At 49.9% G+C, this 13805-nt stretch carries 15 protein-coding genes; 1 reads left to right on the top strand and 14 read right to left on the bottom strand.

What is annotated here, in order from left to right:
• Position 1 precedes the first annotated feature (1 nt).
• The 8 genes from ABC831_RS10800 to ABC831_RS10765 all read right to left on the bottom strand — a co-directional run bounded on the left by ABC831_RS10800 (position 2) and on the right by ABC831_RS10765 (position 6710).
• A complete protein-coding gene (locus ABC831_RS10800; RefSeq protein WP_343248128.1) occupies positions 2-1663 on the bottom strand; it encodes a recombinase family protein in 1662 nt (553 codons plus the stop codon).
• 138 nt (positions 1664-1801) lie between these two features.
• Positions 1802-2062, bottom strand: a complete 261-nt coding sequence (locus ABC831_RS10795; protein WP_343248127.1) for a DUF6870 family protein — start codon at positions 2060-2062, stop codon at positions 1802-1804.
• Positions 2063-2465: 403 nt separating this feature from the next.
• Positions 2466-2657 carry a helix-turn-helix domain-containing protein gene (locus tag ABC831_RS10790; protein ID WP_119980274.1) on the bottom strand — a complete coding sequence of 64 codons (192 nt, stop codon included), beginning with the start codon at positions 2655-2657 and terminating at the stop codon, positions 2466-2468.
• Positions 2654-3049, bottom strand: coding sequence for a sigma-70 family RNA polymerase sigma factor (locus tag ABC831_RS10785; RefSeq protein WP_119980273.1), 396 nt, complete (start codon positions 3047-3049; stop codon positions 2654-2656). The genes ABC831_RS10790 and ABC831_RS10785 overlap by 4 nt, the downstream gene beginning before the upstream one ends.
• Before the next feature lie 363 nt (positions 3050-3412).
• Positions 3413-4720, bottom strand: coding sequence for an AfsR/SARP family transcriptional regulator (locus ABC831_RS10780; protein WP_343248126.1), 1308 nt, complete (start codon positions 4718-4720; stop codon positions 3413-3415).
• 185 nt (positions 4721-4905) lie between these two features.
• Positions 4906-5247 (bottom strand): helix-turn-helix domain-containing protein, encoded by a 342-nt coding sequence (locus tag ABC831_RS10775; protein ID WP_165860657.1) that lies wholly within the window; start codon positions 5245-5247, stop codon positions 4906-4908.
• Positions 5248-5413: 166 nt separating this feature from the next.
• A complete protein-coding gene (locus ABC831_RS10770) occupies positions 5414-5776 on the bottom strand; it encodes a hypothetical protein (protein ID WP_069431393.1) in 363 nt (120 codons plus the stop codon).
• 13 nt (positions 5777-5789) lie between these two features.
• Positions 5790-6710, bottom strand: coding sequence for a ParM/StbA family protein (locus tag ABC831_RS10765; RefSeq protein WP_119980269.1), 921 nt, complete (start codon positions 6708-6710; stop codon positions 5790-5792).
• A gap of 253 nt (positions 6711-6963) precedes the next feature.
• Here ABC831_RS10765 and ABC831_RS10760 point away from each other — a divergent pair, with 253 nt between their 5' ends.
• Positions 6964-8175 carry an ATP-binding protein gene (locus ABC831_RS10760; RefSeq protein WP_119980268.1) on the top strand — a complete coding sequence of 404 codons (1212 nt, stop codon included), beginning with the start codon at positions 6964-6966 and terminating at the stop codon, positions 8173-8175.
• A gap of 62 nt (positions 8176-8237) precedes the next feature.
• Here ABC831_RS10760 and ABC831_RS10755 read toward each other — a convergent pair whose 3' ends face one another.
• From ABC831_RS10755 to ABC831_RS10730, 6 genes are read right to left on the bottom strand one after another with little or no spacing between them, the layout of a single operon-like run.
• Complete coding sequence (locus tag ABC831_RS10755; RefSeq protein WP_343248125.1) at positions 8238-9293, bottom strand: DUF3854 domain-containing protein; 1056 nt, start codon at positions 9291-9293, stop codon at positions 8238-8240.
• 52 nt (positions 9294-9345) lie between these two features.
• Complete coding sequence (locus ABC831_RS10750; RefSeq protein WP_069431389.1) at positions 9346-10080, bottom strand: hypothetical protein; 735 nt, start codon at positions 10078-10080, stop codon at positions 9346-9348.
• A gap of 15 nt (positions 10081-10095) precedes the next feature.
• On the bottom strand, positions 10096-10545 hold the full coding sequence (locus tag ABC831_RS10745; protein WP_069431388.1) for a hypothetical protein: 450 nt from the start codon (positions 10543-10545) through the stop codon (positions 10096-10098).
• Positions 10526-12736, bottom strand: a complete 2211-nt coding sequence (gene recD2 / locus ABC831_RS10740; RefSeq protein ID WP_343248124.1) for an SF1B family DNA helicase RecD2 — start codon at positions 12734-12736, stop codon at positions 10526-10528. Before recD2 ends, ABC831_RS10745 begins: the two co-directional genes overlap by 20 nt.
• A gap of 33 nt (positions 12737-12769) precedes the next feature.
• Entirely contained in the window at positions 12770-13192 is a 423-nt protein-coding gene (locus ABC831_RS10735) for a hypothetical protein (protein WP_069431386.1), read from the bottom strand.
• 17 nt (positions 13193-13209) lie between these two features.
• A complete protein-coding gene (locus ABC831_RS10730) occupies positions 13210-13713 on the bottom strand; it encodes a hypothetical protein (RefSeq protein ID WP_343248123.1) in 504 nt (167 codons plus the stop codon).
• Positions 13714-13805 lie beyond the last annotated feature (92 nt).

Below are 13805 nucleotides of genomic sequence, written 5' to 3'. Positions count from 1 at the left end.
TTCAAACCACCGCCTTATCGCTATCCGCAACATTGCTGTAGCTTTCCTGAACCTGTGCCAACATCTCGGCATAGTCCTGCGCATGCGCAAACTCAATCTCCAAGGTCTTGTCTTCATACACGCGGATCTGTTCCATACATTCAACAGCAACAGCTCTTGTAAGCGATGGAATATTTTGATGGGCAATCAGGTCTTGGACCCATTGGCTCCGTCGGCCCGATTTGTCAAGTTCCAAATTGAGTTCACGCTGAACTTGTTCTTTCGCGATCAGTGCATCCGTGATTTTAGAATCGTACTGTGCCCGTATTTCAAGAAAATCCTCTTTCGGGATAATATCCTCCTTGAAGTCTTCATATAAAGAAGCTTTCAGCTTCCTGTACTTTATTTCTTCCATCTCAGCTTTTTCCATTCGCTCCTGAGCCTTGCGTGCGCGGATATGCTGAAGCGGCGCGTCCTGGATCGCCTTTAAGCACTCATCCATCTGAACAACCATGGAGATATGCTTCTGCAGCAACGCAAGCACCGCATCCAGAAGCTGCTGTTCCGGAATCGCATGACTTGTGCAAGCTCCACTGTTTTTATAAGTGCTGCAAGCATAGCATATTTGCTTATTCGCTGCGGAAGCGGTAATCGTCCGGCGAACCATGGGGCTTCCGCAATCTGCGCAGAAAAGCATCCCTGCAAGGGGAAACACAACGTTTTTCCCGGGAGAGACACGCGTATCCATCTTCAGCAAGCGTTGAACAAGGTCAAACGTTTTCTCACTGACAATTGCCTCAAACGCTTGCTCAACCACGACCCATTTCTCCGGCGGGTTTACAACCACTGTTTTGATTTTGTAATTCGGCCTTGTGCGAACGCCCTGTATCATCGTCCCTGTATACACACGGTTTGACAATATACGTCCTACGCCGACAGCGGTCCATTCGACTTTTGCATGCTTCTGAAAGCTGCACTTGAGCCTGCTTCCCATGCTTCTCTTATATTCTAGTGGCGCCAGAACTCTTTGCTCTGTCAGGCGTTTAGCGATTGCCGCTTGGCTCATTCCTTCAATTTTCCAACGAAAAATATCCTGAATGACGCCTGCAGCATAGGGGTCGATCTCCAATTTAGTATGGTCATCTTCGGATTTCATATAACCATAGGGGGCAAAGGCGCCGAGATATTCTCCGTTTTTACGCCGAACCTGAAATTGACTCCGAATTTTCATGGAAATATCGCGGCAATAGTTGTCGTTCATCAGGTTTTTTAGCGTGATGCTGAAATCATCTGCGTAATCGCGCGTCACCGTGTCAATGTTGTCGTTGATCGCTATCAAGCGTACGCCGTAAAAAGGAAAAAGACGGTCGATATACTTTCCGGCATTGATGTACTCTCGGCCGAAGCGGGACAAATCCTTCACAACGACGCAATTGACCGTCCCAGCCTTGATGTCATTCATCATAAGCTGGAACGCAGGTCGGTCATAGTTAGTCCCAGTATATCCATCGTCTATACGAACGGATACAATATTTATTTCGGGTTTATCTTGTAAATAATCGAGAATGAGCTGTTTCTGATTGGTAATGCTGTTGCTTTCGTTTTTTCTTCCGTCAGAAGCATCTTCGTCTTCTTTGGAGAGGCGTACATATATAGCGGCGTTATAGTTCGTAAGCTCTGACATAATCTCACTCCTTTGATATACTTGTCAGGTTCACCGACAATTATCTCCGGATGAGTATCAGACTGAATCCTTGTTTATTTTAACATGTCGCAGCTGATAAGTCTACCGGTTTTGCCGAAAACCATAACTTTCCAGACCTCATACTGTTTGCAGCATATCGATCATATTCTGCTGAAACGATGGTCCGTTTTCCTTGTACACAACCTTTATCACAACATCCCCTATCCGAAAACAGTAGGGATTCTGTATTTGGCGCATGAATTCAGCTACTCGCTCCGGAACAGGTTTTGTTTCATCAATCGTAACCTGATTCAGGTCGATCAAGTCGTTTTTATCTATGGAACGGACATCCACGGCTCGAAGCTGTTCCAACCTTTCGTTTATCCTTAAACTATCCACAACAGGAACTCCTTTCCTAAACTCTAACTCCATTTTTGACCAATTGAATAGGTTTTATTCCTTCAAACGATGCAGTCACCCTCCGCCCGTGGCGAACGGGTCCATGGAAATCTCATCCCCCCGCCTTCATTATGGCCGGGCCGCGAATTACGGAAGTATCATTATTGCCCCTGGCGGATCATCGCGCATACGGTTGCCGTCCGTATTTATGTGCTCTTGGCTCTGGCCTGCCAAACCAAATGGATAGCCGCTTGCCACCAGAGGAACGAGAGGGCGCCGCTATGCGATTTTCAAGGTTCATTGAAAATGGGGATTGCCTTCATGAAGTAAGAACACTCGAAAAACGCAAAATCTAATGCTCTGAGAAAAAAATAAGGCTCCGGCAAAGCACCGGAGCCTTTGTCTAAATTCTGAACTCCGAAATATGCAGAACAATATGCAGCATAATGTATTGCCTACAATCCTCGTCGAGATTACCGGCATAACTGCTCAGCCGGTTAATCAGAGGCATATATAGAGCAAGCAGGGAATCCAACGCTTCCCGGTCTCCGCATACAGCAGTTTCCAGAAGCAGTCTAAATTCATTGTCGGTCATTTTTTTCGCTCCTTTATAAGGCGCTCTCTTAATCGCTTTATTGCAAGGGAGCGCTGGTTGTATACATGCTGTACAGAGCAGTGGAGTTTTGCTGCAATTTCAGATGGTGTAAGCTCTTCGACAAAAAGCATTTCCAGTATACGTCTGCGCATCAGCGGAAGTTCCCGGAATGCCTCAGCCAAACGCTGTTCCTCGAAATCAAAGCTATCCGGCGAAACACCAGCAGATAATAGCGCCGTATCCACAATTGCAACGTCAGTTTCTTCAAGGGGTACGGTTTGCAATTGCTTTTTTTCAGCACGCAGATAGTTCTTCTGTGCATTTTCTGCAGTTATGACGATCCATCTTGTGAATCGGCCACGCAGTTCATCCCTTCCGTCCGTGGGTGACATTTTTTACGCCTCCTTTGGCGCATGCCACCCCGGCAAAAGAGATCAAAACACGCCACGATGGCATGCTATGATCTGTAAGATATGGGGTTAAACCAGGAATTTGAGCGGAATAGCAGCGCATCAACGCATCAAAACCACCTCCTCCCTGTATAAGCGAGGGTTGTCTGCCCATAAAAACACCCACCCGTTGACAGTTTTTATAAACTGTACAAAACGGATGGGTGCTTGGTAGGGCTCAACAGCTCCGCCTCTGAAGTCATATTTTTACGGTGAAAGGACCTGCTTGTTTGTAGGCAGAAAAGTCTCAAAATAATCTCAACTACGGTCACAAAAACGGATAAAATCCGCAGTTCATGTTCTGCATTATGTAAAAAACGTTTTCAATTCCTGCATATGCTCATCTGTGAGATACGGCTCTGCCTGCCTGAAATAAATCTGTGACAGGGTCTTGCTGCCGGACATAAGCATTGCTTTTATGAGATAGTAATGGACTTCCGACTCATACATATCAATGGACAGCAAATCCATGGATAGTTCCTGTACGCGAAGGTAGTTCTTTTCTCTATAAAGCATAGAGAGATACCGTTTCATGTAGTGCAGAAACTTGTTTTGGTAATACAGCGTTTTGGGCATTAGCCAGTGATAAAAGTCGTACCGCGGAAGGAGACTGCCTCGGTAGAGTCCAATAATGCTCTCATACAGCGTCTGTAAAATCACCTGGTCGGAAGAATTATCGATCCGTTTGCATGCATCGTCGAAGCGATCAACATCAGTAAAGATTGTGTAATAGGGGTTTAATGTAAATGTCCCGTGCGACGCCTGAATCAAATCGCGGAGCCCTATGCAGGCAAGCGTCTTGCGAAGGCGGTATACGACATTCTTAATCGAATTGTACGGATTTCCCATGTCTGTATTTTCCCATATGACGTCTGTAAGCAGCCGCAGCGGATGTTCTCTTTTGCGGTTTAAGAGCAGAAATGTCAGGAGCACATATCCAGACTCATTTGTAAATGAATCATCTTTCAAAACATCGGTTGAAGAAATGATTTCCAGTTTCCCAAACAGATTTGCCTGAATGATTGTTGGTTGTTTTATACTCGCATAGCGCCGTTCTCTCCATTCCTGCAGCAGTATTTCATTCAACTCCACAACGACGCAAAGGATAACAAGTCGTAAAAACCCCGGATCTTCCACATTGCGTTTCGGATTATCCACGCCGAGAAAACCGGCATTGAGTCTTTTTTGAAACGGAACCGCCAGAAGCGAATTCACGCTCCGTTTCCCCAAGTAGCTGTATTCTTCCAGGAATTCAGTTTTAATCCGCTCCAGATCCGTAATAATGATTGGCGTATCGCTCTTTAGCGAGCAAAGCCAGCGCGGAAACATTTCGAACGGCATAAATTGGAGATTGTCAATTTCTGGCGCTATTCCAGGGGCACAGAACTCATATGTATTGACTCCGATACCCAACTCATCGTCCACTTCGATGACATATGCTCTGTCAGCACCGTAGAACATAAGCGCCCCCTGCAGTGCCAGTTCGATTTTTTCTTTTGGGTTCGTATTGTTGCGCAGCTTGGTTTCCAAATCGCTCAGAATGCGCAAATAATCGCAGCCATTACCATCTACATTCAGTCTGCAGATTCCTTCCTTTCTTTCACCGTTCATCATAGTGTTCACCTCCTATTTGGATGAAACCTCCCCAGATAAAACGCAAAGCTGTCCAGCAAGAACCGGACAGCCTTTCGCTCTCGTTGACCGTGCAGATATAGACTGTACGGTGCAGAATATTCATTTGTGTTGACCGAGTGCCTGCTAAGCAGAAATCGCTGCCTTCAGGGAAAGGCATTCACAACTCAATGCTCGTCATGAGCCTTTTCGATGATGTCAACCAACTGCCTCAGCAGATCGCAGGTGAGTATCTTTGTTTTCACAGGGAATTTATCAATACGCTCATAAAGGTCGCGCATGATGACCTGCTCCTTATAGTCATAGGAATCCAACAAAAGCTGATCCACTGTGGTGTGCAGCATGTTTGCCACTGAAACCAGCAGCTCAATGCTGATCCCGCCCTTGCCATTTTCGATTTTGCCGAGGTGGCTGTTCGTGCAATTCAGCCGTTCAGCGAACTCCTCCTGCGTCATTCCAAGGTTCTGACGCATCGCTTTTATGCGTCTTCCAAGAGCTACTTTGTCCACCAGCATCGTCTCCTTCTATATTATTATTTTACAAAAAAGAGGCGTGCTGTTGAAGTTACTATAAATCCATTATCCACCTTAATAATGCGTATTTACGCCTTGAAGTGGTTTTGTATTCATCAAAACAACAGAAAAGTAGATTCACAGTTTTGTAAGTTCTTAAAAGTCAACCATCAAACAACTCCAGATTACTGATCATTGCCGCAATGTCCACGTTCAAATCTTCCTGCATTTGTATAGATGGTGTTTCAACGCCTCCGGCAAGCAACTGACCGTTTGCGATTCGCTCGTCAATAATGGATCGAATCATTTGCTCAAGCGCCTCACGCCTTATCCCGCCGTCAATTTTAACACTTACCGGCGCAGGTTCAGCAAGCTCGGGATGTGCAGCAATATATGCATTCAGTGCGGCTATGACAACTGCGCTTTTTCGGTTTCCAAGACGCTCTAAAAGCTCTCCTGCCTGCACCTGTTCTCGCGTTTCCGAACCGAACTGCAGCGAAAAACGGTATTTCCCATCCCGCTTCACAACGGAACCCTCATTATTGTACCGCGCGCATGGCCATCTGTCCTCGCGCAAGCATCTCATAACCGATCGCGTTTGCCTTTGGATCCTCGATGAAGGTAGCCTTCGCCACAAGCGGGGTATGCTCAATCAACGGTCTGAACAGGACGCTTCCGCCTCCAATAAAGATGGCGGGATTGGTACGCAAATCCACCTGAAGCTCACGCAGCTTGCCCAAAATATCTTTTGCGTGCAGCTGAGCCGCATCACGAATCGCCTTTTTTACCTCCTCTGGCAGTATCGTTTCCTGCCCCTGCAGCACTGCACAGATATGCTCGTCTTCAATGCGCATGTCGTGCTGTGCGCTGATTTTGCCAATGATATCATTGTTCATGGTGATGACTCCGCTCTCTAAACTGCGGCAGAATTGCAGATCCGGCTTTCCGTTGCGAAGGAGAAGCACATCGGTAGTATATCCGCCGATATCCACGATAAACATCCGCAGCGTTTTCAATAGCTGTCCGCTTTGAGGAACAACAGCGGCATACGCCTGCGGATACACAAAGACATTTCGGATCACAATGCTCATAGGACGGTTGTTGTAAGCAAAATTCACTGTTCCAAACCGCCTGAAATACTGCGCGAAGCGTTCTCTCAGCATCCCGTAGTGTTCCGGCGGCAAGCCAACCGCAAGGTCGATCTGCTCAAACGCCGTATTGGCACCGGCAGCGGAAAGCTCCTTGGCAATGGCAAAGAGCGACAGGATAAAGTATCGATCATCTCTGGTCTTGTCTCTCATATAGGGCAAGCGCTGCCCGGTGAGCGACCAGTATTTCCCGTTGTACTCCAAAACCTCCTCTGCCATAGGCGGTTTTACGGTGTGCTCTGTCAGCCCGGAAATGAAAGAGAAATGCGGGGTTTTAACGGCATAATTTCCATGATCAATGGCGATCAACATAAGAGTACCTCCCATTTTAGTTTATCTAATTACACGGTTTAGCATGCGTATTTACAGCAGAAATACGCATTGAGTCAATAAATACGCGCGAAACGAAGGATCAGGCTTCTGGCTCTCTGCGGGGAAAAAGTCTCTGTTTCTCTCTTGGAAGAACACGATTCGACGCATTTACATTATTTCTCCCATAAAAGAAACTATTGATATTTCCCACAGCTTGTGCTATGATAAAAGAAAACTTCGGAGGTGACCTGCCATGATCGTGCGTGAACGATATATGCGGCTGATCCGTGATTTTATGGATAAGCCTGTGATTAAAATCATAACAGGAATGCGGCGGAGCGGCAAAAGCGCCCTCTTGGAGCTTACGCGTCAGGAACTGCTCGACCGCGGCGTTGACAGGAAGAACATCATTTTCATTAACTTTGAATCCTTGCGTTATGAGGCGCTCAGGGACTATAAGGCGCTGTACGCAGAGATCATCAAAATCGCGGGACAGACAGAGGGACGGATCTACGTCCTCCTCGATGAAATCCAAGAAGTGAACGCTTGGGAGCAGGTCATAAATTCTCTCCGCGTAGATCTTGACTGCGATATCTATGTAACAGGCTCAAATGCAAAGCTCCTCTCCGGGGAACTCGCCACGCTGTTGGCTGGGCGGTATGTGGAGATCCGGGTCTATCCGCTGGATTTTGAAGAATATCTGGCATTCGCGGCAGAGAATGAGGATGAGGCAAAGCTCTCGAAGCAGGAACAGTTTGCTAACTTTCTCCGTTTTGGGGGACTGCCCGGCATCCATCAGCTGAAATGGGATGAAGATCGCGTCATGCAATACCTTCATGACATCTATAATTCCGTCCTGCTGAAGGATGTGATTGCACGAAACCGGATACGCGACACGGCACTGCTGGAGAGCATTGTCCTGTATCTCATGGACAACATCGGAAACACTTTTTCTGCAAAAACAATCTCCGATTTTTTAAAAAGCCAGGGGCGAAAGCTAAGCACGGAAACCGTCTACAATTATCTGAAGGCATTGGAAAGCGCCTTCCTGATCCACAAGGTCGTCCGCTTTGACATCAAGGGAAAGCGGATACTGGAGACGCAGGAAAAATACTATCTCTCCGATTTAGGTCTGCGCCACGCCGTTATTGGCTACCGAGACAATGATATTGCCGGCGTTCTGGAGAACACTGTATTCCTGGAGCTACTGCGCAGAGGTTTCTCCGTCAACATCGGAAAGCAGGATGTGGCAGAGGTTGACTTCGTTGCAAACCGGGCTGACGACCGGCTCTATATCCAAGTCTGCTATATTCTTACGCCGGAAAACACGGATCGGGAATTTGCGCCGCTGGAGGCCATCTCGGATAACTACGAAAAGCTTGTTCTGTCCACGGATACGCTGCTGCGGGTCAATCGTGGAGGGATCCGTCAAAAGAACATTATTGACTTTCTGTTGGAACACTAAATATGAGATAACGCAGGAACGAGAAAAGGACGGTACAGCCGAAGCTGAACCGCCCTTTTTCACTAAGATAATTGCCGTTGGAAGCAGTGCTCCCAAACATAATCATCAAGACCTTTATATCGGGGATCCCACAGATAGGTGCCATAGCGAAAACCTGCATCCGAAAGCAGTGAGACCAGCGTCCTGTATCCGCCTTGCACATGGGGGTTCTCCATGAAATCCATGTCGAATGCAGTCATGATACGTTCTACACCTTGCTCGTGCAGCTGCGGCAGGATAAGCTCCAATTGGGTCAATGTATTTACCCCCGCAACTGCGAGTACCGTCTGTCCTGTCAGGTAATGGATGACATCCGCTTTCATGGGTCCCTCTGTGAGCAGCACCATATTGCGCGGTTCCCCCGCAATATGTACCCATCCCTCCGCCTTACAGCCGTCTGTGCGGCCGCTGCTGGATACCCAGCGAAATTTGCGCCGCGCCGCATTATCCCGGCGAATCTGCATGCCTTGAATACGGCCTTTGCTGTCTCGCACCGGAATCAGAATACCGCGGCTCTCACAGGCAAAGGACCATTTCCCATCTTTTCGGTAAAAGCCGGGTACACCGGACAGATAATATCCGCTGGATTGAAGCTGCCTTGCAATGGTTTGCATTCCCACCACCGGAGTGGTCCGGTACCCAAGCCTGTCGATTTCCTCATCTGATAGGCCCCGGTTTTGCAGGTTCTGCCGATGGTCGGAGGCCAGCGTCAGCTTGGACAGAAGCCCGGTATAGGTGTCGCTTCGTGATGCAATATCTGTCGGTGGGACTTCTGCAACCACGGGTACAGGAATGTGCTCCGGCTTCGGTATACTGCCCTGCACATCCAAGCGTGCGATCAGCGCGTCACGGACCTCCTCGCGGGCAATCCCCGTATAGTATGCATACAGATCGAAAATGCCGCCGGAGAACCCACAGCGCGGACAGCGAAATACATCCTTCTGCAGATTGATGTTCAGGTGTTTTGCATGTGGCTCGTCATCACAGCACGGGCAGGGTACATTGTAGTTGCTTCTTCCGTATGGCGGGTATGGAAGCCCAATCAGCGGAATGATGTCTGACATATGAAAGATGTCCATACAGCCTCCTTTCCGGGGGACGGAATATCCGTCCCCCGTGATGATATCCGCATCACACGGATGCCTGCTGCATGGCATGTTCGCAGATCAGCCTTGCCGCGTCAGACAGCTCCTGATTGTCTTTGTATTTATTGGCCACCCATGCAATCGCGTTTGGATCCATCGCTAACACCTCGCCAAGCGTCTTGCCGCTGTACTTTTTGATGGGGCATGGCTTCTGGAAAGCCTGCTCCAATCTCTGCTCCTCCGTTAGAACTGCCGGTTCGTATGTCGGCTCAATCTCCGCCTGTACAGGCTGCTCCATAGCCGACGACTCTCGGCTCGTGTCCATCTCGCCGGCAGGCAGTTCGTCCGGAGCCATGTCGGCGAAATCGTCGCCGGCCGCTGAGAACTGAAGCCCAAAGCCTGCGTTTCTTAGTGCAATGCCGACCGCTGCCGTCTGCGCCCATTCCCGCGGTGACACAGAAGGCTTGGAGGCATCCGGACCCCTTGACGCTGTAGCTTCTGCGAGATAGCAGTCAACCGGGTCCTTGTAGCTGGGATAGATGCGCGCCGTTGCCACAAAACAATCCTTGCCGGGCGACACCTGGATGGCGATACGTCCTTCAGGGTATTTCAGGCGGAACCATGCCATTTGGATCATGACAGGAAGACGCTTTCGCGTCTCCTGCGTATTGAGATCCGTATAATCCACGGCAAACGGGGATGGGTCAAAGCCCTCCACCTTGTGGATGCTGTCCAGCTTTGCCAGCATAGCTGTTTTGGCATTCGAGTTGTTCTGACTCATGATAAAGCCCTCCTCTTATTTGCTGATGTTGATGTAGGTGTTGCGCAGTTTCAACCAAACCGGTAAAACGGTGTTGATCAGGCTGCTTACTCCCTTGCGATACTGGTTCTGATCTGTTGGGGTGAAGCTGGAAAACCGCTTCCGGCAGTCCAGAACGACCTTCTCAAGGGTCTCGGACGCCGTCTGGCGCTTGGCCTTCAGATTCTGATCTGCAGGCTGTCCCAGCCGCCGCTCCTTAGTCAGGCACTGGATATAGGCGTCTACCAGCTGGTAATGGCCGGACAGAACGGCTACATCCGTCGTGACCGGTGCTGTCTGGCAGAATGCCTGACTTGCATAAAGCACCTCAATACGATACAGCAGCTCCTGATACAGCATCAGCTGCTCCAGGGAGGCATGTCCTGCACCGATCTGCTTTTCCATTTCGTTTTTCAAGTTCTTGTACTCACTGAGCCAAGTTGCCATTGTCATGATCTCCTTTCACATTTGAGATTAGCTCTTTGATTCGCGCCGAGAGCATCGTCCCGCGCTGTTCCGTATCTGTACGCTTGATGGCAATGCATAATGCCCTCCGCTCTCCTACGATCAGCACGCGCTCCTTTGCGCGTGTAATTGCCGTATAAACAAGCGGACGCACCAGCATGACCGCATGGGCGCACTGCAGGTTGATGATAACAGACTTATATTCGCTGCCCTGTGATTTGTGGATGGTGGAGGCGTAGGCCAGATCCAGCATTTCAAGGTCGCTGCCGTCATACTCGGCAATTCGGCCATCGCCGAAATCAACGGTCAGCACGCTGTCGGTGTCATCGCGGGTGACGGAAGTGATATAACCGATATCGCCATTGCTGATGTCCTCGCAGTTTTTTATCTGCATGACCTTGTCTCCCAAACGATATATCCGCTTTCTGTATGCAACCTCCGGCTTTTTCCCGTCCTGCGGATTGAGCTTTTCCCGAAGCCGCTCGTTCAGCGCATTCACGCCCGTCTCCGTCTTTTGGCGGTATGGGGTCAGAAGTGCCACATTGTCAACACCGTATCTGGCGGTTTCCTGTAGGTACAGTGTCTCGATCTGCTGTGCGGAAGCACTCATGTCACAGGAGTCATAGAACTGGAAATCCTCGCCGTATTCCAAGCTAAGATTTCCGTGTCGGATGAGCTTTGCATTAGCGGCGATACGGCTACCATAGCTCTGCCGGAATATGCGATCCAGCCGCACTACCGGTACAGCGCCACAGGCGATGATCTCGCTCAGCACGGCGCCGGGCCCGACAGAGGGAAGCTGATCCGCATCGCCAATCAGCACAAGCTGACTGCCGTGCGGTACGGAGCGGAACAGATGGTTGGCAAGATAGATATCCATCATGGACACCTCATCCACTACAATCAGATCCGCATCCAGCATCTCCGGTTCACAGTAGTCGCCGTCCTCACCGGCCAGAAGCCCAAGCGCTTTGTGAATGGTAGTGGCCGGGAACCCGGTCGATTGCTCCATCCTGCGGGCTGCGCGTCCTGTAGGCGCACAGCAGATGATTTTTGCTCCGCGGTTTTTCCTGCGATAGATATCCAGCAGGAATCGCTGGATCAGCGTCTTGCCGGTACCGGGTCCGCCGGTAATCACACTGAGTTGTGATGTCAGGGCCGTCGTAACTGCGTGCCGCTGTTCGGAAGCCAACTGTATACCCTGCTTTTTTTCTTCTGCGGAGATCTCCGTATCAATGTTGACGTGAGACCCCGCTTTCTCATAAGTAAGCATTCTGTAAACGGCCCACGCAAGGCTCTGTTCCGTTCGCGCTGTGACTGCACGGTATACCTGCCTGTCGTAGGAGGCCAAGCGGCCGGACTCAAGCATTCTTGAAGCCCGTACCGCCAGCATCTCTTCCGTCAGGTCTTCGGTATCCAGCAGCTTCAGGCATTGCTTGAGAAAGCTGTGCTTTTCCATACACAGATGCCCTTTCAGCTCTGCATCGGTCAGCGTGAATATCAGCCCCTCATCCACACGTTCCGGCGAAAGAGGGTCAAAGCCCATGCTGACAGCAATACGGTCAGCCGTCTTAAAGCCGATGCCCACCATCTCACACAGACGGTAAGGGTGATTTCGGACGATGTCCATGGTATGCTCTCCGTACTGCTTGTACAGCTTGACCGCCCTGTTAGGTGTTACACCATGTGGCGCCAGAAAGGCAACCACATCGCGTGCGCCGCGGGAGGCAAGATAGGAGTCGCAAATCTTTTTGAGCTTTGTTTTGCTGATGCCAGACACGGCAAGCAGTTGTTCCGGCTCATGATCCAGCACGGTCAGCGTGTTCTGCCCAAACATGGCATAAATCTTTTCCGCGGTTTTAGGGCCGATACCCTTGATCTGCCCGGAGCACAGGTAAGCGATGACGCCTTCCTTGCTGGGTACAATCACTTCGTCGAAGCCCTCGACTTCAAATTGGATGCCATGCTTGGCGCTCCGGCTCCAACGTCCGCGCATATCATAGCGCAGATTATCTGCCGTCGGCAGGCAATAACCCACCGCCTTGATCTCAGAAACCACATTCCCCGCCGCGTCCATGACCTTCTCACAAGGTCGGTACAGGGCGATCATGTAGCTGGCATCACCGGCCGTAACGGCTTTCGGGTAGATCAGCCTTTTGAATTGACATATCAAGATCGATTCTCCTTTCCTTTTGAAATCGGGTAATCAGTCAAAGTCAGGCTCCTCAAAGACCATGCCGTCGTAGTCACTGCGTTCTTCGGCGTCGGTGGGGCTCCAGTCATCTGACCAATTGACATGATCGGTTGTGAGATGGTCTGCAAGATCCATGGCCGCAGCCGAGGTAGCTGCTCTTACGAACACGACACCTGTGCGGACGATCGTGACCTCATAGATAGACCCGCTAACGGGGCAGTCATCGGTCGCTTGATTGTCCAATGGCGTGTAGTATTTCAGCAGCTCGCTCTCCGGCAGCGTCAGATCCTTGTGCATGGGCAGCGTTCCGAATTTAAGCGCACGGCTGATGGTCACAATGTCTCCTTCGACCTTTTTGACCTCGCCGCGAATGCAGAATTCCGTTTCCGGCTGTCCTTCTGTTTTGCAGATCAGTTTATCTCCAACATTCAGCATAAATCTGCTCCTTTCTGTTATAGGGTCGTGACCAGCACCTTGCGGGTCTGTGGAAGAAAATACTCCTCTTCAATGACCTGTGCTTCTCTTGTAAGCCGGAGCGCCAGCTCAACCATACGGTCTGCCAGTTGATCCAGCTCCTGCACGAGTTTTACACGTTCACGAAGCGCGTGCATGTTCCAGTCCTCGAAATCCTCGCCGTCATCAGTGCCACGCCCCGGATAAGTTACCACCTGCATGTGGGTCTGCGAGAAATTGACCCGAGTGGGTCTTCCGCAGACACCGCAGGTGCAGTTGCCATCGGTAGCAAGCCGGTAATTCTTCTGCCCGCAGTTAGTGCAGTAGGACTTGTAGCCGCTCGGGTGCTTTTCTCCCTGATAGAGAACCAGATACCCGCCGCTTCGTCCGTTCATCCCTGCCTGCCAGAGATAGTTGTGCTTCGCAGCAAATTCCCATTTACACTCGTCCATGGCATCAAAAAACTCCTGGGTCTGGATCATATCGAACAGCTTGTCCACCACCTCGGGCGAGAGCCCAAGGTGTGTGATTTTTAGGTTACAAGCATACGATGTGGATCTGTTCCAGGAGTTTAATGTTGGATAGCGAAAATGTG

Source organism: Diplocloster hominis (genome assembly GCF_032380655.1).
Taxonomy (GTDB): domain Bacteria; phylum Bacillota; class Clostridia; order Lachnospirales; family Lachnospiraceae; genus Diplocloster; species Diplocloster hominis.
Note: the sequence above shows the minus strand (reverse complement) of the source record. Positions and strands in the feature narration are given on the sequence as shown.